The sequence below is a fragment of the Actinoplanes octamycinicus genome, assembly GCF_014205225.1.
In the GTDB taxonomy this organism is placed as follows: domain Bacteria; phylum Actinomycetota; class Actinomycetes; order Mycobacteriales; family Micromonosporaceae; genus Actinoplanes; species Actinoplanes octamycinicus.
Genome location: NZ_JACHNB010000001.1, coordinates 7,121,795 through 7,144,535, shown reverse-complemented (window position 1 = coordinate 7,144,535; position 22,741 = coordinate 7,121,795). Strand labels below are relative to the sequence as shown.

The following is a 22,741-nucleotide window of genomic DNA, read 5'->3' as shown; positions in this document are numbered from 1 at the left end:
CTACGGTGCCGGCGACCCTGGCCGGCGGTTGGGCGGGCAAGAAGATCGTCGGCCGGATCGGCGACCGCGTCTTCGTCCTCCTGGTCGAGGCCGGCCTGGTCGTCACCGGTGTCCTCTTCCTGGCCGGGGTGTGACCGGGTCAGGGCCGCAGCGCGAGCTTGCCCACCGTGGCCCGGGCCGCCAGTTCGGAGAGCACCTTCGGTCCCTCCGCCAGGTCGTGCACGGTGGGCTGGACCGGACCGAGGACCCCCGCCGCCACCAGGCCGGACATCTCGCCCATCAGCTCACCGAAGAGCCGCGGCGCCGCCTGGATCAGGACGCCGATGTTGAGTCCGACGACGTGCACCTGGTGCCGGTAGACCAGGTCCCAGTTGCTGATCGACGCCTCCCCGCCGGCCAGCCCGTAGACCACCACCCGGCCGGTCACCCGCTTGGCCGCCGCCAGGCTGGCCTCCAGCGCCGGGCCGCCGACCGACTCCAGCACCAGGTCGACGCCGCCGGTGAGCCGCAGCACCTCGGCCGCGAGGTCGCCACCCCGGGAGTCGAGCACGTGGTCGGCTCCGAGCGCCCGCACCACGTCGTGCTTGCCGGGGGAGGCGGTGGCGATCACCGTGGCGCCGTAGTGCTTGGCCATCCGCACCGCGGCCTGCCCGGTCGCGCCCGCCGCCGCGTGGATCAGCACGGTCTGCCCCGCGGCGAGCCCGCCCAGCGGTTTCAGCGCCGCCAGCGCGGTCGGCCAGTTCACCGTCAGGCCGAGCGCCTGCTCGTCGGTCCAGCCGGGCGGCACCGGGACTGCCGCGGCGGCCGGCAGCACCAGGTGTTCGGCGAAGGCGCCGCCGCCGATCGCCACCCCGGCCACGTGCGCGCCGACCTGCGGGCCGGTCACGCCCTCGCCGAGCGCGGTGACCTCCCCGGCGGCCTCGATCCCGGCCAGGTAGGGCGGCTGCGGCCCGCCCGCGAACGCGCCGCGCGCCTGCGAGACGTCCACGAAGTTCACCCCGGCGGCGGTCACCCGGAGCAGGATCTCGCCCGCACCCGGCCGCGGCACCGGTGCGTCGGTGATCAGGCGCAGGTCCCGTGGACCGTTCCAGGAGGTCTGCTGGAGCGCACGCATGGTCGGTCTCCTTTTTTTGTCGAACAACCAACAATTAGGCTCCAGGCTAAACTTGATCGATCGACAAAGAAAGGAGGGGAACCGCCGGATGGCTACCCGCGGCAGGCCCCGCACCTTCGACCCGGACACCGCGCTGCGCCGGGCGCTGGACGTCTTCTGGGAGCGCGGTTACGAGGGCACCTCGCTGAGCGACCTGGCCGACGCCATGGGCATCGCCTCGGCCAGCATCTACGCCTGCTTCGGCAGCAAGGCCGACCTCTTCCGCAAGGTCATGGAGCTTTACGGTACGACCGCGGGCGCCCCGCCCCGCCGAGCCCTGCACGACGAGCCGGCCGCCCGCGCCGCGATCCACGCCATGCTGCGCGCCACCGCCGACCAGATCACCGGGCCGGACACCCCGCACTACTGCATGCTGATCCTGGCCGCGCCGACCGGCGCCGTCGAGAACCACGCGGTCCGCGAGTTCCTGGCCGAGCGCCGGCGCGGCCAGCTCGCCGCCATCCGCGACCGGCTCGCCCGGGGCGCCGCCGACGGCGAGCTCACCGCCGCGCCGGCCACGCTCGACGCCGCCGCCCGCTACTACGCGACCGTGGTGCAGGGGCTCTCGCTGCAGGCACGGGACGGCGCCTCGCGTACCGAACTGGAATCGGTGATCGACTGCGCGATGGCCGCCTGGGACACGGTCACCGGGAGCTGACCGCCGCCGCGATCCGCTCGGCGGCCTCACCCGGCGTCAGGTGCGTGGTGTCCACGACCTCGGCCGCCGCGTGCAGCCAGGTACGGGCCGCCTCGGCGTAGGGCTCCAGGTGCCGCAGCCGGAACGGCGACGGGATGCGGTGCTCGGCCTCGATCCGCCCGCGCAGGGTCGCCCGGTCGGCGTGCAGGACGAAGTGCCGGACCGGGATGCCGTGCCCGGCGAGGCCCGCGCTGATCTCCAGCCAGTACCGCTCGACCAGGACGGTCATCGGCATCACCAGGGTGCCGCCGGTGTAGGCGAGCACCTGCCGGGCGGTCTCCACGACCAGCGGCCGCCACGGGGGCCAGTGCTGGAAGTTGTCCGTCGCGGGCAGCCCCGGCGTGATGTCCATCAGCGTCTCGCCGACCTTCTCGGCGTCGAACACCCGCGAGTCCGGCAGCAGCCGCTGCACGAGCGCGCTGGTCGTCGTCTTGCCCACCCCGTGGGTGCCGTTGATCCACACGATCATGACGCCCGATGCTAGGCGGTGTGGACATTCGCGAGTGTGTGGCCGAGGACGTCGAGCGGCTGGAGCGGTGGCGGCCTACCGGCCGGACGCGGGGGCACGCGGCCCGGTTCGCCCGGCAGGCCGCCGGCGCCGGTTCATTCCTGATCGCCTGGTCGGCGGAGGGCCCGCTCGGCTCGTGCGAGCTGCTCTGGACCGGCCCGAAGGAACCCGCCGTCCGCGCCGCCTTCGCCTGCCCGGAGATCAACGGCCTGCAGGTCTGGCCGCCCCACCACCAGGGTCGCGGGGTCGGCACCGCGCTGCTCGCCGAGGCGGAGCGACGGGCCCGGCACCGGGGCCTGCCGCTGATCGGGCTCGGCGTCGCCGACGACAACCCGCGCGCCGCGGCCCTCTACCTCCGGCTGGGCTACACGATGACCGAGTGCCGCTATGTGGACCACTGGCACTACCTCGACGACGCCGGGGCCCGCCACGACGAGGCCGACCCCTGTATCTGGCTGGTCAAGAAGCTGCCGGCGGGCTGACCTCGAGCCGGGCGTCGGTGACGTTGTCGAACCGCGTGTCCCCGCCGCGCACCAGCACGAAATGCCGGCTCACCGTCGCCTGATAGACCTCCAGCGGCCCGCCCGGCCCGAGATCCTCCGGCGCCAGCTGACGATCGTCCGGCAGCTTGGCGTTGATCAGCGCGATGGCCGTACCGTAGTCGCCTTGGGAAATGACCTCGGCGGTCGCCTCCAGATAGACGGCCTCGGCCTGCCCGACCGGCACCCGCGTGTCGAAAAGCGTGATGCTGACCGTCGGCCGCACCGCGATGTTCCGCGAGTGCCGGCTGCCCGGCGCCGACACCCAGACGATCCGCTGCACCCCGTCCGCGGCGAAGAACACCGGCGTCGCCCAGGGATTCCCGTCCGCGTCCGCCGTCCCGAGCACCAGGTACCGATGCTCCCCGAGCAGCCGCGGCACCGTCGCCCACCTGTCCGCCCGCACTGCCTGATCCATGAACGCTCCTTCTACTGCTGGGTGGCATCCGGCTGTTCCTTGGCGGCGGGCGCGGCCGTGTCGGCGGCCCGGAAGTCCCGCCACTGCTTGCTGACCCCACGCCAGATCCGCTGCTGATCGGCGAAGTACCGGGCCAGCCGCTTCCGATCCTGGTCGCTCGCGGTGGTGGTGACCAGGTAGAAGTCGATCTCGTCGCGCAGGCGGTTCAGCTCGTAGCGGGCCTCCTCCATCGAGACCCACCGGCTCCGCCAGCTCATGTACGGCTCCAGGCCGGCCAGCACGGTGACCGCGGCCACCAGCGGTAGCGCCAGCACGCGGCCGTGCCCGTCCGGGTCGACGCCCAGCGCCACCGTGGACAGACCGGCCAGCACCAGCGAGGACACCTTCACTGCTACGGCCCGCCGCCGGAACCGCGCTTTACGGTGATCGGCCCAGTTCAGGTCCTCGTCCACCACCTCTCGGAAGCGGATGATCGCCTCACGCGGTGGAAGTCCGGACTGCTGCTGGGAGAGGACGAAGAATCCGCGCTCGGAGGGATGCGACTCGGGCGGGGTCGGCATCCCTCCAGTGTGGTCACGTTTGCCGGGCGTGACGAGGCCGGCTGTTCGTACGATCTCCAGCATGACCCGGCGGCCGGACCACGATCTTCAGCGGCGGCTGCGGCTCGCGTCGGCGCAGCTGGTGATCGAGCGGGTGGAGCCGCGGGAAGCGGTGCTGCTTGCCTGCGACCTGCTCGCCGCCGGTGCGTCCGGTGGAGCGACGCTGGAGCTGGCCATCCAGTCCTCCTCCCGGCTGCACCAGAACGACGCCGACGAGCTGCTGCGCGCGATGCTCGCGGATTGGCAGATCGCGTCGACGGACCTGGAACGCAGCGCCGAGATCGTTGCCCACGACCTGTGCCGCCGCCTGCTCGCCCGATCGCTGCGGCCGGAAGAGTGCGGCCACCGGCTGCTCGGCGCGCTCGCCCAGACCGGCGACCGCGCCGTCACCGACCGGCTCCTCGCGCTGCTCGACCGGCTGGAGTTCGAGCTCGGCGGCCGTGCCGACGACGACCTTGAGAGGGAGCTGAGAGCGCTCGCGCGGATCGTTCTCGACAACCGCGAGCGGCGTTGTTAGCGTCGCGGGTGCGGGCCGAGGGGCGCTGCGACGGACGATGTCCGCCACGCTCGGCTCGCGTTTGGTCGTAAGGGCGCCTCCCACCGGAGGCTGCCCGCGGGCGCCCCGGTGATGACTCGCATCGGGGACCGACACATGGCACCAGATCTGACCCACTTCATCGCCGGCCTGCCCAAGGTGGAGCTGCACGTCCACCACGTCGGGTCGGCCACCCCGGAGACCGTGGCCGGCCTGGCCGCGCGGTACGCCGGGAGCACCGCGGTGCCGGCCGACCCGGCACTGCTCGCCGACTACTTCACGTTCACCGACTTCCCGCACTTCATCGAGGTGTACCTGTCGGTGGTGGACCTGGTCCGGGACGCCGAGGACGTGGCCACGCTCACCTACGACATCGGCGCCGGGCTGGCCGCCCAGGCGGTGCGGTACGCCGAGGTGACGCTCAGCCCGTACTCGTCGATCAAGCGCGGCATCCCGGCCGAGGCGTACTGCGAAGCGGTCGAGGACGCCCGGCGGCGAGCCGCCCGGGATCACGGCATCGAGCTGCGCTGGTGCTTCGACATCCCGGGCCCGCCGTGGCCGGAGTCGGCCGACATGACGCTCGAGGTGGCGCTCAAGCAGCGCCCGGAGGGCCTGATCAGCTTCGGACTCGGCGGTCCGGAGGCCGGGGTGTCCCGGGCGCAGTTCGCCGAGCATTTCGCCGCCGCCCGGGCGGCCGGCCTGCACAGCGTGCCGCACGCCGGCGAGTCGACCGGCCCGCAGGCGATCTGGGAGGCGGTCCGGCACCTCGGGGCGGAACGGATCGGCCACGGCATCGCCGCCGCCCGGGACCCGGAGCTGATGGACCACCTGCGCGAGCACGACATCGCGCTGGAGGTGTGCCCGACCTCGAACGTCTGCACCCGGTCGGTGCCGTCGCTGGCCGAGCATCCACTGCCCGCGCTGGTGGCGGCCGGGGTGCCGGTCACCGTCAACTCGGACGACCCGCCGATGTTCTCCACCACGCTGAACCGGGAGTACCAGGTCGCCGCGGACCTGCTCGACCTGGACGAGCAGGGTCTGGCCGAGCTGGCCCGGCAGGCGGTGCGCTACTCGTTCCTGGACGCCGCCGGCAAGGCGGCTGTGCTGGCCGAGATCGACTCCTACGCCGCCGGCCGCTGACGAAGGGTCGCCGCTCCACCGCGCGGTGGAGCGGCGACCGTGGTCACTCGGCCCGCAGCGGTTTCGCCAGCACCTCGGTCGGCGCGACCTCGGCGCGCAGCGGCTTGGCGGACAGCGCGGCGGCCGCGACGCCGCCACTGGTCAGGACCAGCGCGCCGGTCACCACGAGCGCGCTGAGCGTGCGATGGAAGGTGGATGTCATGCCGGTGCCCCCGTTCTCGATGTCGCGGAACGCTATACCCGGCTTGCGTTGATCGGGAGGCGGCCGCCCGGGTTCTGTCCCGCACGGAAAGGAGGCACAAGTCGGGCATGACACACTGCCGGGTGTGGATCACGAGCTGACCCCGGCCGCGCGGGCCCTGCTGGAACACCTCGGCAACCTCTTCCCCGGCAGCGACGTCACCGTCCTCGCGCCGGCCCCGGGACCGATCTGGACCACCGTGCCGGACCTGCACATCCTCAGCCTGCGCCCGCCGGAGGGCGGCCGCCTCTACGCCACCGCCGGACTGTGGGACGCCACCCAGCGGGACGGGCACGGCCTGGAGTTCGTGCTGCACGCCCCGGCGGCCGACGACGAGGTGCACGTCGAGACGCTGACCATGGTCGCCTACTACCACGCGGGCGGCGGTGACTACGAGCTCGGCCACGGCCACACCGTGCCGATCGGCCGGCCCTGGCTGCCCGGCTCCGCGTGCGACCACCTGCTGGTCAGCCTGCCCTACCCGTGGGGGCCGGAGCTGGAGGAGTGCGCCCTCCCGGCCGGCCACGCCCGGGTGCTGTGGCTGCTGCCGATCACCGAGGCGGAGAAACGTCACCGGCACACCCACGACCTGGAGGACCTGGAACAGCGCCTGGAGGACGCCGCCATCCGCCCCACCGATCCGCTGCGGGCGTCGGTCATCGAGGAGCCGGCGATCGATCGGTGAGCCGCCCGGCGCGGCGGCCGCGCCGGGTCACGGCGAGGGCCTCGCCCAGGAAGCTCAGCCCGATCCCGAGCTGCACCGGCCGGGCCTCGGGCCGCATCCCCAGCCGGGCAGCGACCAGGCCGAATCCGGCCATGACCAGCAGTGACCCGATGACCACGGCGAACGTCCTGCCGTCGTAGCGCTGCCACAACGCCCCGCCCTTCTCGAACACCACGACAGCCCGGCCGCGCCAGTAGCCCAGGGCGGTCCCGAGCACGCACCCGGCGACCAGCCACGCGTAGTCGGCCGGACGCAGGCCGCTGGTGCGGACCAGGATCCACAGGCCGATGCCGGTCAGCACGACCGGCGGCACCCACAGGTCGCGCGGGTTGACCGGCTCGCCGATCAGCCGCCGGAGCACCACGGCGGCGACCGCCACCACGATGATCCCGCCCAGCACCCACCCGTTCATCACGCCTCCTCGTATTTAGCACCACGATGCTAAAACAATATGGCATGAGCGTGCTAAAAAGGCACATGCCCAAAGTGGTGGATCAGCGGGAACGCCGGGCGGCGATCGCGGACGCCGTGCTGGCCGTGGTCGCCCGCGGCGGACTGGAGGCGGCGACGCTGCGCACCGTGGCCGACGAGGCCGGCCTGGCGATCGGCTCGGTGCGGCACTACTTCGACGGGCACCAGGAGCTGATCATCTTCGCCGCGCAGGAGCTGGACCGGCGGATCGGGGAGCGGGTCTGGGCGCACGCCGAGCGGATCCTGGCACTGCTCGGCACGGCCGGCAGCCGCGACGAGCGGCGGCGGCTCAGCGAGGAACTGCTCGCCGAGTGGCTGCCGCTGGACGAGCAGCGGCAGCGCGAGGCGGTGCTCCGGCACACCTTCACGATGGCGGCGCGGACCAGGGCCGAGCTGCTGCCCCAGGCGCGGGCGCTGCGGGAGTCGATGGCCGCGGTCGTACGCAAGCTGGTGGAAACCGCCCGGACCAACGGCGGTCTCGCCGCGGACCTCAATGTCGATCTCGAAGCGGCCCGGCTCTGTGCCCTCCTGGACGGGCTCAGCCTGCAGGGGATCGGGGCGGCTCCCGGTCCGCTGCGGCAGGTGCTGCGCCACCATCTGGACGCGCTGCCCTGACCTGCCAGAAGTCGTCCGGCAGCGCCTCGACGTCGGTCGCGGAGCGCTCCAGATTGTCCGCGACCGGCAGCAGCCCCACGCCGGCCGGATCGCCCGCCTCGGCCATCTGCCGGATGACCGCGGCCTGCCGCCGGGCCCGCTGCACGATCACCGCGCCGAACGCGTGCCGGTCACCGTCGTAACCGTAGGCGTCGAGCAGCAGATGCAACCGCCGCGACCGGTCCTCCGGCCGGTCGAAACCGAAGTGCCGGGCCGCCGCCGGCGTGTAGAGCGGCACCCAGGACAGCGCCGTGAACGCCAGATCCACCTCGCGCGGCGACGGTCCCGCCGTGTCCCAGTCGAAGAACCCGGCCAGCCGGTCCCCGTCCATCACCGCGTTGTAGGGCGCCGCGTCCTGATGCCCGATGACCATCCCGGGCCGCATCTCGCCACCGGCGAACCACCGCTCCCCGGCCGGCGGCCGGAACTCCGCGGTCAGGTCGTGCAGCCGCCGCATCCACTGTCCGACCTGCACCAGCGTCCCGTCCGCGAAGGCCCACGCCGGCCACGGCACCCGCTCGCCGATCATCTCGCCGGGCAGGTAGCTGAGCCGCTCGCGCCCCTGCTCGTCGAAGCCGAGCGCACGCGGCGCCCCGTCGAACCCGGCCTCCGCCAGATGCCGCAGCAGCGCGTGCACGGTCGGCGTCCACGGCGACGCCCGCTTGTGCACGACGTCCCCGATCCGCACCGCCCCGACCGTCTTCCCACCCGGTAGCACGTCTTCGCTCACCGGCTCTTCCTACGCGCGCCCGCCCCCGCGCGACACCGATTTTCCGCGCGACCCCACCACCCCAACCCCCTTTCGCGTACGCGGTAAGCACCGTCCCACCCAGCCCCAACCGCCGGCCGTCCCCTCCGCCGGCCGCCGAACGCCCCGGCAAACCGTCCATGATCCGACACGCGTCGCACGCCGCCGACCTTCCGAGCGCGCTGCTGCCGCAGGCCCGGCTCTCACGCCCGCAGCCGGTTGGCGAACCCGCATCGTCGCCGGTGGTTCCGGCATACCGTGGGCCGGTGGATCAGGACGCGGTGGAGTATTACCGGCGGATGCTCGACGACGTCTCGTACCTGCGGGAAGCGCTCTGCGTCACCTATGCCACCGGTCTTGACAGCGCAGCGCTGATCCGCGCGTTCGGCGGTGACCCGGATGCGACCATGTCGCGCCGCGAACTCGGCGATCTGCTGAGTCACCACCACTACTCCGAGGTCCCCCCGGCGATGCTGGTCGCCGAGATCGGCCGCTGGCAGATCGCCTTAGAGCTGAACGGCTACCAGGGCACCCGGCCCGAGGTCCTCCGAGGGGCGGCCGCCGGCGGCGAGGCGGTGAGCGTCTACTGGAACGTCAACGCGAACAACGCCCTGACCTATGCGGTCGGCGGCCGTACCCGATTTCGCTTCGACCTGATGAGCGCCGCGGACCGATCCGGCCCCGCTGCCGCCGAGCTGGACGCCCTGCTCGCGGGCTTGTCGTTCGATGTCGACTGGCGGGCGGCCGGCCTGGCCGTGGCCGAGCGCATCACCGGCCTACGTCTCCCGGCCGACCTCCCGAGCTGGGACCTGCCGGGCGTCATCCTCGAGGAGATACCCCAAGACCTCGTGCCGGAAGGCGCCGACGGCCGCACTGCGGTCCAGGACCCGTTCCTCCAGCAGGTCATCGCCGCGCCGACCCTCGACAAGATGCCGGCCATCGCTGAGTTCCTGGCTCGGCTGATCGTGCAGGACGCCGGCCTCGCCGGTGAGCCACCGGTCGGGGAGGTGATGGCGGCTCTGGCGATCGGCCAGCCGCCGCGTCCCGAACTGCGCGCCGTCCTGACCGCACTCCGAGACCGTTACTTCGAGCGGAGCCGGGCGACGACCGGCTGGGACAGGGCGGACCTCTTCCGGCAGGGGCACGCCGTCGACGCCTTCGTCAACGTGGCGTTTCCGGGCCGCCACCCGCTCGACCGCGTCGACATCGGCGGCTACCCGTTCCGGGACGCGGATCGGCAGCTGCAGGCCAGAATCCTGTGCCGGTGTGTGTCCCGCGCGGTGGCGGACGCGCGGACAGCCTGATGGCGCTCGGTGCGGCGAGCGGGTCAGTGGTCGCGTTCCACCAGGGCGATCAGGTTGGCCAGGTCGGCGGCGAGGACCTCGTCGAGGCCGGCCATCTCCGCCGCCAGCCGCTCCGCCTGCGGGCCCTCGATCCAGGCGTGCAGTTCGAGGCGGCTGCCGGTGCCGTCCGGGTGCGACTCGTGGCGGACGGTCAGCGTGCCCCCGTCGAGCGTGATGGTGTCCTGGAAGGCCACCCCGGGGACGACGTCGCTGACCAGCATCGGGGTCTCCCGCCCGGCCCGGGTCTTCATCACCCCGCGGGTGCCGGGGCGCACCGGCCCGTCGAGCCGGATGTACTCCATGCCCGGCGCCCACTCCGGATGCGTCGTCACGTCACACCAGCGGGCGTGGAAATGTTCGGGAGCGACCCGCGACCCTGCCGTGACCGCCGGAAACTTGATCATGGCAGGGCATGCTACCCAACCGTCAGTGCAGGCAGAACTCGTTGCCCTCCGGGTCGCGCAGGACGAAGGTGGCCGGGCCCCGGTCACTGTGCGTCCCGATCAGCTCGGCACCCAGGCCGATCAGGCGTTCCACCTCGGCAACCTTGCGGTCCGGGTCGACGTGGACGTCCAGGTGGACGCGGTTCTTGGCGGTCTTGCCCTCCGGGACGCGCTGGAAGAACAGCCGCGGCTCGACGCCGGCCGGGTCGCTGCACGCGGCCACGTCGCGGAAGGCGGAGCGGCCGTCCCAGACCAGCCGGTCGTCCGGCGCCATCCGGCCGTCCGCGACCAGCTTGTCGACGAGCGCCGAGTGGTCCTCCACGGTGGTGCCGAACACCTGCGCCCAGAACGCCGCCTGCGCGTGCGGGTCGGCGCAGTCGAAGGTCACCTGAGTCCTCATGACCCTCGATCATGCCGTCAGGTGGATTCCTCGTCGTACACGGGTGGGTGGTAGTAGTCCTCCGCACGTTGCCGCTCGCGCTCCTGCCAGGCCTCGCGCTCCTCGGCCTCGGTGCCCGGGCGCCATCGGGAACCGTCCTGGACCAGCAGCGGTGGGAGCAGGCGGCAGTCGAGCCAGCGGGACAGCCACGCGGCGAGGGTGAGCCCCTGCCGGAAGGACTGCGGGACGCCGGTCGGTGTCCGGTACGCCGTGGTTCCCCAGATCTGCCCGTCGAGCAGGTCGAGCTCGGTGGTGCCGCCGGCCGGCCAGTAGCAGAGGACGCGGGCGATGCGGGGACGGTCCGTACCGAAACTGGATCTGTCCCGGCGCACCGCGGTCTGCCGCGAGGTGAGCGAGATCAGCCCGTTGCCGGGGCCGAAGCCGCCGTTGCCGATCTCCAGGTAGAGCCGGCGCAGCAGCGGCGGGAACCGGCGGCGCGCCTTCTCCTCCAGCTCCTCGACCAGTTCCGGCGGGGCCGGTCGCAGCGGCGGCAGCACCGCGAGCCAGCCGTTGGCCAGGGCGGTCTCGTAGCGCGGGGTGCCCCGCCGGTAGATCCGGCGGAACACGCCCTCCGGCCATTCCTCCAGGTCGTGCTCGTCGCCGTCCAGGTCGACGCCGTCCAGGCCGCGGATCCGGTCCAGGTAGAGGCCCGCGTCGGCGAGGCGGCGGACAGCGGCGAACACGTCGTCATCGGTCACGGGGAAGCATCCTGTCAGGAGCCCTCAAGCCGGCGGCCCCAGCTCGGCGATCACCGCCGCCAGCTCCCGCTCGTCGATCTCGTAGGCGGTCTCGCCGGCCAGCGGGTCCCGGGCGTGCAACGTGTGGAACACCGGCGAGTGCGGCCCGCCGAGGTCGACCAGCGTCGCGGACGCCCCCTTGACCGCCCGTTCGGTCCCGGGCGTGGCGGTCAGGTCGATCCGGGTCACCACGCCCGGCGTCACCCAGACCGGCACGCCCGCGAGCATTCCGAACAGCTGCAGGTGGAAGTGTCCGCACAGGATCAGCCGCACGTCGCTGCCGGCGATCGCCACGGCCAGCTCGTCGCCGTTGCGCAGCCCGAGCGCGGCCTGCACGGCGACGCCCGGCACCGCGACCGGCGGGTGGTGGAAGGCCAGGATCGTCCCGTGCGGCGCCGGTTCGGCCAGCACCCCGCGCAGCCAGGCCAGCTGCGCCGCGCTGATCAGCCCGTAGCCCTTGCCCGGCACGAGCGAGTCGAGCGTGACGATCCGATGACCGTCGACCGTGGTCACCGCGGCCCGCTCGTCGCCGTCCAGCCGCCGCTCCGGCCGGTCCGCGCCGCCGGCGTCGAGGTGCCCGGTGCCGAGCGCCGCCGTGAAGGCCGCCCGTTCGTCGTGATTCCCGGTGGTCAGGATCGCTGGGATGCCCCGGTCCGCGACGAACTTCAGGACCATGTCCCGTACGTCTCGGTAAGCCTCCGGCGATCCGTCGTCGGCGATGTCCCCGGTGACCACGAGCGCGTCGAGTCCGGGCAACTCGGCGCAGTCGGCCAGGATCCGGCGCAGTGAGTCGCGGGTGTCCACCCCCTCACTGTCCGGTCCGGGCTCGCGGCTGACGTGGGTGTCCGACAGATGCAGGATGCGCATCCGGCGACGCTATCCGACGGGATCGCCGTTGGGGGCCCGGGCCGGGCCTGCTCCCGGGCGTGGTGTGCGCAGCCAGGCAGGAAGCTCAGGGCGCCCGCCGGCTGGTGCCGGCGGGCGCGTGGGTGATCAGGGGATCAGGGCAGGCGGCGGCGGTCGCCGATCATGTCGTCCAGGGGCAGGTCGACGGCCTGCGGGGCGGCGAGCGTGGCGGTCGCCCCGGCCCAGCGGCGCAGCATGGCGGTGGCCGCGGCGGCGTCCTCCGGGGTCAGCCCGGCGATCTTCGCGCCGTGGTTGGCGCCCGGCGCGACGTACAGCGCCGAGTCCCGCTTGCTCGGGGTGAACCGTTCGGCGCCCCACGGGTCGTTCTGGCCGTAGATGAACAGCATCCGCTCCGAGGCGGTCCGCACCCACAGGTCGACGTCGATCATCGGCACCGGGTTGTGCTTGCGCCGCAGCTCCGGCGGGAGCGACGAGTTCGCGGTGTAGATGCCCGGGTAGTGGCGCAGGCCGCGCAGGTGCTCGAAGCGCAGGCTCGGCCAGCCCAGCTGCCCGGCCGCCTGGTAGTAGTACGGCCAGTAGGGCTCCAGACCCTGGTCGGTGTAGAAGCTCCAGCCGGCCACCGTGTCGATCCAGGTGTAGAGCTCGTCGTCGGTGGCCGACGTGGCCGGCACGGACGCGCAGTCGGCGGCGGTGCTGTACTGCCAGAACGCCCACACCGAGTCGAGCACGGTCATCTCGAACGACCGGTCGGCGGTGCCGATCGACCCGCTGAACGTCCAGCCCTGCGCGGCGGCCTCCGCCTCCAGGCGGGGGACCAGCCGGTCGCGGCGGCGCAGCGTCTCCTGCTGGACGCCGTCCAGGGTGGCCCGGCACTCGGCGGTGCCGACCGTGTCGAAGAACCGGTCGTAGGCGGTGTCGGCCGGGTTGATCACGTCGTCCGGGGCCACGTAGGCGACCACGCCGTCGACGTCGCCCGGGTAGAACCGCCGGTGGTAGACCGAGGTCATCCCGCCCTTGCTGGCGCCGGTCTGGATCCAGCGCGCGGAGTAGACGCTCTTCAGCGCGGTGACCAGCCGGTGCTCGTCGGACGCCTCCTGCCAGATGGTCAGGTCCGACCAGTCGGCCGGCGTGGGCCGCGACGGGGTGAAGAACCGGTGCTCGAGCGACACCTGGTTGGCGCCCAGCAGCGCGGTCGGCTCGGTCTGGGTCGGCCGCGGGTTGGCGGCCAGCCCGTAGCCGTTGGTGTAGAGCACGGTGGGGGAGCTCTCCGAGCGGTGCAGCAGGGTCAGCCGCTGCTCGAAGGTACCCCGGGACGGGTGCCGGTGGTCGGCCGGCTGGCGGTAGGTCAGGACGAAGAACCGGTAGCCGGCGCCCTGGGTCTCGGAGACGACGGTGAGGCCGGGGACGGCCGCCAGCTGGTCCAGCAGCGGGTCGTCGGCGGCGCGGGCGACGGCGGCCGGGGATAGGACCACCAGTAGCGAGGCGAGGATGGCAATGATGCGTGATCTCACGCTGGTCACCCTATCGACGCGCGGCTATCTCAGGTGGACCCCCGCACGATGAGTTTGGTGGGCAGGGCGGTCGGCTCCGGCGCGGCGGCGGTGCCCGGGAGCATGGCCAGCAGCGCCTCGGCGGCCGAGGTGCCGATCCCGGTCTTGTCCTGGGCGACGGTGGTGAGTCCGGGAGGGATCAGAGCGGCCACCTCGATGTCGTCGAACCCGACGATCGCGATGTCGTCCGGCACCCGCAGTCCGGCCTGGTGCACGGCGCGCAGCGCGCCGACCGCCATCTCGTCGCCCGCGGCGAACACCGCGGTCGGCCGGGGATCCCGCTCCAGCAGCTGTTTCATCGCGGCGTGACCGCTGTCCAGGTACCAGTCGCCGGACACGACGGCGTCGTCGGGGAGCGGCACGCCGGCCTCGGCGAGCGCGGCCCGGAAGCCGTCGAGCCGCTGCACGGCGGGGTAGGCGGGCAGTGGGCCGGTGATCGTCGCGATCCGGCGATGTCCGCGTTCGATCAGGTGCTGGGCGGCCAGCCGGCCGCCGCCGGTGTTGTCCGAGGTGATGTAGGTGCAGGTCGGTCCGGTGTAGCGCAGGTCGAGCGCGACGCACGGCACCTCGGCGTCGGCCAGGGCCAGCACCGCCGGGTCCCGGCTGCCGTTGTCGATGATGACCACGCCGTCCACGTTGTGCCGCTGCACCGCGCGCAGGAACCGGTGCTCGCTGTCCAGCCCCGGGCTCTGGTCCGGCGCGAGCATCAGCAGGTGCAGCCCGTGGGCGCTCAGCGCGCTCTTCAGCGCGACCAGGATGTCCTGCAGGAACGGGTGCCGCCAGCCGGGCCGGCGGTGGTCGGTGTCCCAGACCAGGCCGACCATGTTGGACTTCTTGGTGGCCAGGGTGCGGGCCGACTCGTTCGGCAGGTAACCGATCTCGGCGGCGACGCCGAGCACGAGTTGGCGGGTCTGCTGGCTGACCACCTCCGGGGTGTTGAAGACGCGGGACACGGTGGCGACCGAAACGCCGCACCGACGTGCTACTTCCCTGATGCTGGACAAGTCGTCGCCCCTATGTAACCGGTTTCATCACCGTAACAGCGGTGTGTCGCCGGGGTCAACACCGGATGATCTCGTTACCTTCTCGTGACTTGACATCGAGGGCATCGATGCGGGCAAACTCTTGGCTCGAGGGCGCACCCCGCCCCGTCGGATCTCTCGGCCGCGTACCCAGACGGGCCGTTCCAGCAATGCGCTTCACTCTGCAATTTTCATGCTCTGCATCGTGTAACCGGTTTCATGAAACCGGTTACATCGAGCGAATGGGGGATTTTTCCATGCGTGTGAACCGATCGGTGCGCGTGATCGCGGCGGCGATGACCGCCGCGGTGGCGATGACCGCCTGCGGCTCCGGCGACGGTGGCGACAGCGGCAGCGACAAGGTCACCCTGTCCGTCAGCCTGTTCGGCAACTTCGGCTACGAGGAGCTCTACAAGCAGTACGAGCAGGCCCACCCGAACATCAAGATCCAGGAGCGGACCGCCGACTACAACGCGCACCACCGCGACCTGGCCACCCACCTGGCCACCAACGCCGGCGCCGCGGACATCGAGGCGGTCGACACCGGCTTCATCGCCCAGATGCGCGAGGTCGGCAACCAGTTCACCGACCTGGGCACCGACCGGGCCGCCGAGTACCTGCCGTGGAAGTGGCAGGCGTCGCTGACCAAGGACGGCAAGCAGATCGGGTACGGCACCGACGTCGGCGGCCTGGCCATCTGCTACCGCCGCGACCTGTTCCAGCAGGCCGGCCTGCCCGCCGACCGCGACCAGGTCTCCGCGGCCTGGGCGTCCGGCTGGGACAAGTACATCGAGCTCGGCCAGCAGTTCACCAAGAAGGCCCCGAAGGGCACCGCGTTCTTCGACGGCGGTGGCGCGCTCTACAACGCCGTCATCGGCCAGGCCCCGGTCGGCTTCTACAACACCGACAACTCGATCGTGGTGAGCAGCAACCCCGAGGTCCGCAAGGCGTGGGACCTGGTGGTCAAGGCGATCCAGGCGAACCTCTCGGCCAAGCTGATCGAGAGCTCGCCGGAGTGGAACAACGGCTTCGCCAAGGGCCAGTTCGCCACCATCGCCTGCCCGGCCTGGATGATGGCCAAGATCAAGGACCAGTCCAAGGCGTTCGCCGGCAAGTGGGACGTCGCGGCGGTGCCCGGCGGCGGCGGCAACTGGGGCGGCTCGTACCTGACCGTGCCGAAGCAGGGCAAGCACGTCGCCGAGGCCAAGGCCCTGGCCGCCTGGCTGACCGCGCCGGAGCAGCAGTCCAAGGTGTTCACCACGCAGGGCCTGCTGCCGTCGATCCCGTCGCTCTACGACAAGCCCGAGGTCGGCGCGCTCAAGGACCCGTTCTTCAACAACGCCCCGGTCGGCAAGATCTTCACCACCGCCGCCAAGGAGCTGAAGCCGCAGTACCAGGGCCCGCGGGCCGGTGACATCCAGACCACCATCCGCGACGGCCTGGTCCGCGTCGAGCAGGGCAAGCAGTCCTCCGACCAGTCCTGGACGCAGACGGTCAGCGACGTCGAGCGCCTCGCCAAGTAAGCCCACCCCCGTCCGGCCGGCGGTCACCCGACCGCCGGCCGGCTCCGGCGACGAAGGATCGACGATGGCCGCCATCAAAGCCACCCTGAACCGGCTCGACGCGAAAGGCTCGCCCTACCTCTACGTTCTCCCGTTCTTCCTGCTCTTCGGCATCTTCGGGCTGTTCCCGCTGATCTACACCGGGTACGTGTCGTTCAACGACTGGAACCTGCTGGACGGCGGCGCGCACGAGTGGGTGGGCCTGGCGAACTACCGGGAGATGCTGCACGACTCGTACTTCTGGAACTCGCTCGGCAACACGCTGAGCATCTGGGTGCTGTCCACCGTGCCGCAGCTGCTCGCCGCGCTCTGGATCGCCCACCTGCTGAACCACAAGCTGCGCGCCCGCACCAGCCTGCGGATGGGCGTGCTGCTGCCGAACATCACCTCGATCGTGGCCGTGACCATCGTCTTCACCCAGCTGTTCGGCCGCGACTTCGGCATGATCAACTGGCTGCTCGGCCTGGTCGGCGTCGGACCGATCGACTGGCAGGCGGACACCTGGAGCTCGCACCTGGCCATCTCGACCATCGTCATGTGGCGCTGGACCGGGTACAACGCGCTGATCTACCTGGCCTCGATGCAGGCCATCCCGCACGACCTGTACGAGGCCGCCGAGCTCGACGGCGCGTCCACCACCCAGCAGTTCTGGAAGATCACCGTCCCGCAGCTGCGGCCGACGATCATCTTCACCACCGTCATCTCGACCATCGGCGGCCTGCAGATCATGGCCGAGCCGCTGCTGTTCGCCGGCACGTCCACCCCGACCGGCGGCTCCGACCGGCAGTTCCAGACCATCGCGCTGTTCATGTACGAGCAGGGCTTCCGGGAGTTCCGGTTCGGCTACGCCTCGGCGATCGCCTGGACCCTCTGCCTGATCATCGCCGTCTTCGCGATCGCCAACTTCCTGCTCACCCGGCGCATCGCCAAGGACGAGGAGTAGCCGCCGTGACTGTTCTCGCCAACCCGCCGGCGACCAGCACCGAGCCGCCGGCCCCGTCGAAGGGCCGGTCCGCCCGGCGCAGCTTCGGCTTCCCGCGCCGCGGCTCGGTCTGGACGTACGCCGCCCTGCTGGCCATCGTGGCCGGCTCGGTCTTCCCGCTCTACTGGTCGTTCGTCGTCTCGTCGCAGACCAGCGAAGCGGTCGCGAAGACCCCGCCGGTGCTGATCCCGGGCGGCCACCTGTTCGACAACATCGCCCGGGTCTTCGACAGCACCGACTTCGGCAAGGCGCTGCTGAACTCCTTCATCGTCAGCGGCTCGATCACCATCTCGGTGGTGTTCTTCTCCACCCTCGCCGGGTTCGCCTTCGCCAAGCTGCGGTTCCGCGGCCGCAAGGTGCTGCTGGTGCTGGCCATCGCCACCTCGATGGTGCCGCAGCAGCTCGGCATCATCCCGCTCTACATGCTGATGACCAAGCTCGGCTGGACCGACCGGCTCGCCGCGGTGATCGTGCCCGGCCTGGTCACCGCCTTCGGCGTCTTCTTCATGACCCAGTATCTCGGCCGGGCCGTCCCCGACGAGCTGCTGGAGGCCGGCCGGATGGACGGCTGCACCACGTTCGGCCTCTACTGGCACGTGGTGCTGCCGGCCGCCCGGCCGGCCGCGGCGGTGCTCGGCCTGTTCACCTTCATGCAGGCGTGGAACGACTTCTTCTGGCCGCTGGTCGTCCTGCAGAACAACGCCACCGTCCAGGTCGCCCTGTCGTCGCTGGCCAGCGGCTACACCACCGACTACACGCTGACCCTGACCGGCACGCTGCTGGCCACGCTCCCGATCCTGGTGATCTTCATGGTCCTCGGCCGGCAGATCGTCGGCGGCATCATGCAAGGAGCGATCAAAGGGTGACCACGTCATACGACATCCCGGAGATGCCGGCCGGCTTCGTCTGGGGGGCCGCCACCGCGGCCTACCAGATCGAGGGCGCGGTGGCCGAGGACGGCCGCGGCCCGTCGATCTGGGACACCTTCACCCGCCGGCCCGGCGCGGTCGCCGACGGCTCGTCCGGGGCGGTGGCCTGCGACAGCTACCACCGCTGGCGCGACGACGTGGACCTGCTGGACCAGCTCGGCGTGGACGCCTACCGGTTCTCGGTGGCCTGGCCGCGGGTCCTCCCGGCCGGGCACGGCGCGGTCAACCGGGCCGGCCTGGACTACTACGACCGGCTCGTCGACGCGCTGTGCCAGCGCGGCATCCGCCCGTTCGTCACGCTCTATCACTGGGACCTGCCGCAGGCCCTGGAGGACGCGGGCGGCTGGCGGGTCCGGGACACGGCGGAGCACTTCGCCGACTACGCGGCCGTGGTCGCCGACCGGCTCGGTGACCGCGTCCAGGACTGGATCACGCTGAACGAGCCGTACGTCTCGTCGATGGTCGGCTACGCCGAGGGCCGGCACGCGCCCGGCGCGACCGAGGGACACGGGGCCCTGGCGGCCGCCCACCACCTGCTGGTCGGGCACGGCAAGACCGTCGCCGCGCTGCGGGCCGCCCGGCCCGACGCCCGGATCGGGATCACGCTGAACCTGTCCCCGGCGTTGCCGGCCAGCGACAGCGAAGCCGACCGGGCGGCGGCGCACCGGATGGACCTGATGCTCAACCGGCAGTTCACCGACCCGGTGCTCGGCCACACCTACCCGGACGGCTTCGAGGAGCTCTACGCCGGGGTGAGCGACCTGTCCTTCCGCCGCGACGGCGACCTGGACCTGATCGGAGCGCCGCTGGACTTCCTCGGCGTCAACTACTACTACCGGGTGCACGCCGCCGACGCCCCGCGCGAGCAGGACGACCCGGCGCTGCGCAGTGCGTTCGACATCGGGGTGCGCTCGGCGTCGCGGGACGGCGTGCCGGTCACCGATCTCGGCTGGCCGATCGAGCCGCACGGCCTCTACGAGACGCTGACCGGGCTGGCCAAGCGGTACCCGGGCCTGCCGCCGATCTACGTGACCGAGAACGGGATCGCCGAGCTGCGCGAGGACACCGGCGCCGACCCGGAACGGATCCGGTTCATCGCCGAGCACCTGGCCGCCGCCGCCGACTCCGGGGTCGACCTGCGGGGCTATTTCTACTGGTCCCTGCTGGACAACTTCGAGTGGGCGCGAGGCTACGGCCCGCGCTTCGGGCTGGTCCACGTGGACTACCCGACCGGGACGCGGACGCCACGGGCCAGCTACCACTGGCTGCGCGAGCGGCTCGCCAGCCGAATCTGATGACAGGGGCGGGCCCGGTGCCCGCCCCTCTTCGGTGAGACGCCGGTCACCGTGGTGCAACAGATCGACTCCGGGGAGCGTCTTAGTTACATGGGCTTCACACGCTTGCGGGCATATCTCGTCGTCGGTGTCCTCGCCGTCGCCGCGTCCATCGTCGTGGTGGTCGCGCTGGTCCGCGACACGCAGGGCGACGCGTCGGCGGCCGGCCGCTGCCCGGCCGGCACCACGATGGTCAACCTGACGCTGCCGAAAGAGCCGGCCCAGGTGAAACTCCGCGTCCTCAACGGCACGAAACGGGTCGGCCTGGCCGAGACGGTCAGCGCCGAGTTCCAGGACCGCGGTTTCAAGATGCAGCCCAGCAAGACCAGCAAGAGCAAGTTCGACCAGGTCGCCTTGATCCAGTACGGCCCGAAGGCGGTCGGTGCGGCCCAGTGGATCCGGGCCTACTTCCTGGGCGACGCCAAGCCGGAGTTCAGCGACAAGCGCACCACCGACGTGATCGACATCGTGGTGGGGGAGCGGTTCCGGTCCCTGGCCACGTTCACCGAGGTCAACCAGTCGATGGCACAGATCGGCGACCCGACCCCGCCGCCGGGCACCTGCGCCTCGACGGTCTGACGCTCGCCCTCACCTGTCGCGGTCCGCAGCCCTGGCTGTTGGTTGCGGCCGCCGCTCGCGGGTCGTGGCTAGTTGCGGTCTTGCGTGCCAGGGGGCTGTTGGCTGGGGTTGCGGCCGCCGCTTACGGTGCGCGGCTGGTTGCGGTTTTGCGTCCCAGGCCAGGAGATCGTTGGTCACTGTCGCGGCCGCCGCTCACTGTCGCCGATTAGTGCGGTTGATGCGGGTCTGTGACCGGTCACGGTCCGCTGCTTGGCGCGGCCGCCATTCTTTTCCGGTACGCCCGCAGCACCGAGATCTGGACGCCCCGGTCAACCGCAAGCCACCCATCGATCGCAAGCGGCGGCCGCGACAGTGAGCACCGGCTCCGTGGCCTGGCGCGCAACCGTGAGTGGCACGGGCGGTGGGTGGCGGCCGCGACAGTGACCAGCAGGCTCCGTGGCCTGGGGCGCAGAACCGCAACAAACCGCGCACCGCGAGCGGCGGCCGCGACGGTGACCAGTGGGTTCCGTGGCCTGGCGCGCAGATCGTGAGTGGCACGGGCGGTGGGTGGCGGCCGCGACAGTGACCAGCGGGCTCCGTGGCCTGGGGCGCAGAACCGCAACAAACCGCGCACCGCGAGCGGCGGCCGCGACGGTGACCGGCGGGCTCCCTGGCCTGGGACGCGGACCGTGAGTGGGCACGGATAGTAGGTGGCGGCCGCGACAGTGGCCAGCGAGGCACCTCCGAGGCACAGCCGGGACTGTGCGCGGCGAAGCGACAGCGAGCACAAGACGGGCCAATTGGCGGGCAGCGATTGCGGCATACTTCAGGCATGCCCGTCGATGAGTCGCCGGCTCGGCCGCCGACGCTGAACGAGGTGGCGGCCAGGGCCGGGGTGAGCCTCAAAACCGCGTCACGGGCGCTCAACGGGGAACCCTACGTATCCGGGGCGACCGAGCGGCGCGTCCGCCAGGCCGCCGACGAACTCGGCTACCGGCTCAACGGCCTGGCCAGGGAACTGCGGACCGGCGGCACCTCGGCGCTGGTCGGGCTGATCAGCGGCGACTTGGCCAATCCGTTCTACTCCGCGGTGGCCAGTGGCGCCGAGCGCGAGCTGCGCCGACACGGCCTGCTGCTGATCACGGTGAACAACGACGAGGACAGCGCCCTGGAGAGCAGCCTGCTCAGCGCCCTGGTGGAGCGCCGGGTGCGGGCCCTGCTGGTCATCCCGAGCAGCGGTGGCAGCCCGATCGCGGTCGGCGCGAAGGCGCACAACGTGCCGTTCGTGTTCGTCGACCGGCCGCCGGTCGGGCTGGCCGCGGACAGCGTGCTGATCGACAACGCCGGCGGCGCCCGCGCGGCGGCCGAACATCTGCTGGCCGGCGGGCACCGCCGGATCGCGCTGGTCGCCGACCTGGTCCGGACTGCCTCGCAGCAGGCCCGGATCAGCGCATTCGGGGCGGCGATGCGCGCGGCGGGCAACCCGGACTGGGAGCCCTACGTGCGCACCGACGTGCACGACGCGGCGACCGCCACCCGGGTCGTCGGTGAGCTGCTCGCGCTGCCGGAACCGCCGACCGCGCTGTTCACCACGAACAACCAGCTCACCATCGGCGCGCTGCGGGCCCTGCGCGGCCACCGTCACCCGCCGGCGCTGGTCGGCTTCGACGACTTCGAGCTGGCCGACGTGGTCGGGGTGACCGTGGTCGCGCACGACATGGTCGAGCTGGGCCGGGCGGCGGCCCGCCTGGCCCAGGAGCGGATCGCCGGCTACGCCGGACCCCCGAGGACCGTCGTCATCCCGACGACGCTGATCCCGCGCGGATCCGGCGAAAGGTAGAGCCGCAGTGATCGGCGATGCACTGCGCCCTGTTCAGCCAGATCGACCTTGCTGGGTGCGCACGGCCATGGCTCACCGCAGGCCAGGCAGTCCCACGTCGGCCGGTCGGGCTGGTGCGGCGTCCTCGGGACCAGCATCAATGGCCGCCGTTCGCGCGGCGCCGCTGAGCCGGGGTGAGTGCACCGGCTCGCCCGATCTGGTTGTAGGACTGCGTCGGCAGCGCCGACCAGCTCGGCGTGGGCGGCGGGGCGGTCGCTGTGGGCAGGTCGGCGGTGGTCATCGCGCCGCAGTGCGGGCACCACCGGCTCTTGACCTTGAAGCTGATCAGGCCCGCGAGGAACCCCACCAGGAGCGCGCTCATCGCCGCTATTGCCGTCACTGGGGTTCACCTCCGCGAACGAGGTGGTTCGTGGTCGTCGTCATGTCCTGCCTTCCGTGATGTCGAGGGCACGCCGACCTGCGACGTACTGTCACGGTGGTCCCACCGGTCCGCTGGTTCGTTGTGGTGCGGTGAGGGCCGCGTGCCCGGTCTCGATTCCAGGGGTGGCGGCCGGCGTGGTGCGGTGGTCGCCGTGGGCTTCGCTGCTGTTCACCGGGTGTTTCGGTCACAGCGTGGCGGTCCGGTGACCCGGAAATGAAGGCGACAGGCGTCAGCCGCTGTCAGCCGACGCGGCAGGTGTCGGAGTACAACTGGAAGGCGTACGGCTA

28 protein-coding genes and 1 riboswitch are annotated in these 22,741 nt (G+C 71.8%); of the genes, 14 read left to right on the top strand and 14 right to left on the bottom strand.

Translation table 11 applies throughout. From position 1 onward, the window contains the following. The first annotated feature begins 5 nt into the window (after positions 1-5). Entirely contained in the window at positions 6-134 is a 129-nt protein-coding gene (locus BJY16_RS47725) for a hypothetical protein (protein ID WP_260418333.1), read from the top strand. A gap of 5 nt (positions 135-139) precedes the next feature. Here BJY16_RS47725 and BJY16_RS32050 read toward each other — a convergent pair whose 3' ends face one another. Continuing rightward, positions 140-1,114 (bottom strand): zinc-binding dehydrogenase, encoded by a 975-nt coding sequence (locus tag BJY16_RS32050; RefSeq protein ID WP_185043268.1) that lies wholly within the window; start codon positions 1,112-1,114, stop codon positions 140-142. A gap of 88 nt (positions 1,115-1,202) precedes the next feature. On the opposite strand from BJY16_RS32050, the gene BJY16_RS32045 reads away from it, so the two are divergent. Further along, on the top strand, positions 1,203-1,811 hold the full coding sequence (locus BJY16_RS32045) for a TetR/AcrR family transcriptional regulator (protein ID WP_185043267.1): 609 nt from the start codon (positions 1,203-1,205) through the stop codon (positions 1,809-1,811). Here BJY16_RS32045 and BJY16_RS32040 read toward each other — a convergent pair. Then, the gene (locus BJY16_RS32040) at positions 1,798-2,319 is read right to left on the bottom strand and encodes an AAA family ATPase (protein ID WP_185043266.1); all 522 of its coding nucleotides are present in this window, start codon (positions 2,317-2,319) and stop codon (positions 1,798-1,800) included. The two genes, BJY16_RS32045 and BJY16_RS32040, sit on opposite strands and share 14 nt — an antisense overlap. 20 nt (positions 2,320-2,339) lie before the next feature. Between BJY16_RS32040 and BJY16_RS32035 the strand changes: the two genes are divergently transcribed. Further along, positions 2,340-2,840 (top strand): GNAT family N-acetyltransferase, encoded by a 501-nt coding sequence (locus BJY16_RS32035; protein ID WP_185043265.1) that lies wholly within the window; start codon positions 2,340-2,342, stop codon positions 2,838-2,840. Here BJY16_RS32035 and BJY16_RS32030 read toward each other — a convergent pair. Together BJY16_RS32030 and BJY16_RS32025 are read right to left on the bottom strand one after the other, a co-directional pair. Further along, positions 2,818-3,315, bottom strand: coding sequence for a pyridoxamine 5'-phosphate oxidase family protein (locus tag BJY16_RS32030; RefSeq protein WP_185043264.1), 498 nt, complete (start codon positions 3,313-3,315; stop codon positions 2,818-2,820). The two genes, BJY16_RS32035 and BJY16_RS32030, sit on opposite strands and share 23 nt — an antisense overlap. Positions 3,316-3,326: 11 nt before the next feature. Next, a complete protein-coding gene (locus BJY16_RS32025) occupies positions 3,327-3,875 on the bottom strand; it encodes an SLATT domain-containing protein (RefSeq protein WP_185043263.1) in 549 nt (182 codons plus the stop codon). 61 nt (positions 3,876-3,936) lie between these two features. On the opposite strand from BJY16_RS32025, the gene BJY16_RS32020 reads away from it, so the two are divergent. After that, positions 3,937-4,431, top strand: coding sequence for a hypothetical protein (locus BJY16_RS32020; protein WP_185043262.1), 495 nt, complete (start codon positions 3,937-3,939; stop codon positions 4,429-4,431). An 11-nt stretch (positions 4,432-4,442) separates the two neighbouring features. Next, positions 4,443-4,517: riboswitch (S-adenosyl-L-homocysteine riboswitch) on the top strand. 49 nt (positions 4,518-4,566) lie between these two features. Further along, positions 4,567-5,589, top strand: coding sequence for an adenosine deaminase (locus tag BJY16_RS32015; protein ID WP_185043261.1), 1,023 nt, complete (start codon positions 4,567-4,569; stop codon positions 5,587-5,589). A 43-nt stretch (positions 5,590-5,632) separates the two neighbouring features. Here BJY16_RS32015 and BJY16_RS32010 read toward each other — a convergent pair whose 3' ends face one another. Then, positions 5,633-5,791: a hypothetical protein gene (locus BJY16_RS32010; protein ID WP_185043260.1), complete on the bottom strand. Its 159-nt coding sequence runs from the start codon at positions 5,789-5,791 to the stop codon at positions 5,633-5,635. Positions 5,792-5,915: 124 nt separating this feature from the next. Between BJY16_RS32010 and BJY16_RS32005 the strand changes: the two genes are divergently transcribed. Beyond that, complete coding sequence (locus tag BJY16_RS32005; protein WP_203759000.1) at positions 5,916-6,515, top strand: suppressor of fused domain protein; 600 nt, start codon at positions 5,916-5,918, stop codon at positions 6,513-6,515. Here BJY16_RS32005 and BJY16_RS32000 read toward each other — a convergent pair. After that, on the bottom strand, positions 6,487-6,966 hold the full coding sequence (locus tag BJY16_RS32000; protein ID WP_185043259.1) for a DUF1453 domain-containing protein: 480 nt from the start codon (positions 6,964-6,966) through the stop codon (positions 6,487-6,489). The two genes, BJY16_RS32005 and BJY16_RS32000, sit on opposite strands and share 29 nt — an antisense overlap. A 65-nt stretch (positions 6,967-7,031) precedes the next feature. Between BJY16_RS32000 and BJY16_RS31995 the strand changes: the two genes are divergently transcribed. Continuing rightward, the gene (locus tag BJY16_RS31995; protein WP_185043258.1) at positions 7,032-7,640 is read left to right on the top strand and encodes a TetR/AcrR family transcriptional regulator; all 609 of its coding nucleotides are present in this window, start codon (positions 7,032-7,034) and stop codon (positions 7,638-7,640) included. Here the strand turns inward: BJY16_RS31995 and BJY16_RS48675 are convergent. Beyond that, positions 7,564-8,409, bottom strand: coding sequence for a phosphotransferase (locus BJY16_RS48675; protein WP_185043257.1), 846 nt, complete (start codon positions 8,407-8,409; stop codon positions 7,564-7,566). The genes BJY16_RS31995 and BJY16_RS48675 overlap by 77 nt on opposite strands. A 284-nt stretch (positions 8,410-8,693) precedes the next feature. Here BJY16_RS48675 and BJY16_RS31985 point away from each other — a divergent pair, with 284 nt between their 5' ends. Beyond that, on the top strand, positions 8,694-9,731 hold the full coding sequence (locus tag BJY16_RS31985; protein WP_185043256.1) for a DUF6461 domain-containing protein: 1,038 nt from the start codon (positions 8,694-8,696) through the stop codon (positions 9,729-9,731). Between the two features lie 23 nt (positions 9,732-9,754). Here BJY16_RS31985 and BJY16_RS31980 read toward each other — a convergent pair whose 3' ends face one another. The 6 genes from BJY16_RS31980 to BJY16_RS31955 form a co-directional block, all read right to left on the bottom strand. After that, a complete protein-coding gene (locus BJY16_RS31980; RefSeq protein WP_185043255.1) occupies positions 9,755-10,174 on the bottom strand; it encodes an SRPBCC family protein in 420 nt (139 codons plus the stop codon). Between the two features lie 22 nt (positions 10,175-10,196). Then, on the bottom strand, positions 10,197-10,613 hold the full coding sequence (locus tag BJY16_RS31975; protein ID WP_185043254.1) for a VOC family protein: 417 nt from the start codon (positions 10,611-10,613) through the stop codon (positions 10,197-10,199). A 17-nt stretch (positions 10,614-10,630) separates the two neighbouring features. After that, positions 10,631-11,350, bottom strand: a complete 720-nt coding sequence (locus BJY16_RS46665; RefSeq protein WP_203759001.1) for a hypothetical protein — start codon at positions 11,348-11,350, stop codon at positions 10,631-10,633. Between the two features lie 24 nt (positions 11,351-11,374). Continuing rightward, positions 11,375-12,256: a metallophosphoesterase family protein gene (locus tag BJY16_RS31965; RefSeq protein WP_185043253.1), complete on the bottom strand. Its 882-nt coding sequence runs from the start codon at positions 12,254-12,256 to the stop codon at positions 11,375-11,377. Between the two features lie 134 nt (positions 12,257-12,390). Continuing rightward, positions 12,391-13,767, bottom strand: coding sequence for a S28 family serine protease (locus BJY16_RS31960; RefSeq protein ID WP_185043252.1), 1,377 nt, complete (start codon positions 13,765-13,767; stop codon positions 12,391-12,393). Between the two features lie 29 nt (positions 13,768-13,796). After that, on the bottom strand, positions 13,797-14,810 hold the full coding sequence (locus tag BJY16_RS31955) for a LacI family DNA-binding transcriptional regulator (protein WP_185043251.1): 1,014 nt from the start codon (positions 14,808-14,810) through the stop codon (positions 13,797-13,799). Positions 14,811-15,085: 275 nt separating this feature from the next. Between BJY16_RS31955 and BJY16_RS31950 the strand changes: the two genes are divergently transcribed. The 6 genes from BJY16_RS31950 (at position 15,086) to BJY16_RS31925 (ending at position 22,033) form a co-directional block, all read left to right on the top strand. After that, positions 15,086-16,351 (top strand): ABC transporter substrate-binding protein, encoded by a 1,266-nt coding sequence (locus tag BJY16_RS31950; protein WP_185043250.1) that lies wholly within the window; start codon positions 15,086-15,088, stop codon positions 16,349-16,351. Between the two features lie 64 nt (positions 16,352-16,415). Further along, the gene (locus tag BJY16_RS31945) at positions 16,416-17,333 is read left to right on the top strand and encodes a carbohydrate ABC transporter permease (protein ID WP_185043249.1); all 918 of its coding nucleotides are present in this window, start codon (positions 16,416-16,418) and stop codon (positions 17,331-17,333) included. 5 nt (positions 17,334-17,338) lie between these two features. Continuing rightward, the gene (locus BJY16_RS31940; RefSeq protein ID WP_185043248.1) at positions 17,339-18,238 is read left to right on the top strand and encodes a carbohydrate ABC transporter permease; all 900 of its coding nucleotides are present in this window, start codon (positions 17,339-17,341) and stop codon (positions 18,236-18,238) included. Positions 18,239-18,261: 23 nt separating this feature from the next. Next, positions 18,262-19,596, top strand: coding sequence for a GH1 family beta-glucosidase (locus BJY16_RS31935; protein WP_185046768.1), 1,335 nt, complete (start codon positions 18,262-18,264; stop codon positions 19,594-19,596). Between the two features lie 90 nt (positions 19,597-19,686). After that, positions 19,687-20,214, top strand: coding sequence for a LytR C-terminal domain-containing protein (locus BJY16_RS31930; protein WP_185043247.1), 528 nt, complete (start codon positions 19,687-19,689; stop codon positions 20,212-20,214). A gap of 811 nt (positions 20,215-21,025) precedes the next feature. Continuing rightward, positions 21,026-22,033, top strand: coding sequence for a LacI family DNA-binding transcriptional regulator (locus BJY16_RS31925; protein ID WP_185043246.1), 1,008 nt, complete (start codon positions 21,026-21,028; stop codon positions 22,031-22,033). A 136-nt stretch (positions 22,034-22,169) separates the two neighbouring features. Here the strand turns inward: BJY16_RS31925 and BJY16_RS31920 are convergent, their stop codons facing one another. Then, complete coding sequence (locus BJY16_RS31920) at positions 22,170-22,394, bottom strand: hypothetical protein (RefSeq protein ID WP_185043245.1); 225 nt, start codon at positions 22,392-22,394, stop codon at positions 22,170-22,172. Between the last annotated feature and the right edge of the window lie 347 nt (positions 22,395-22,741).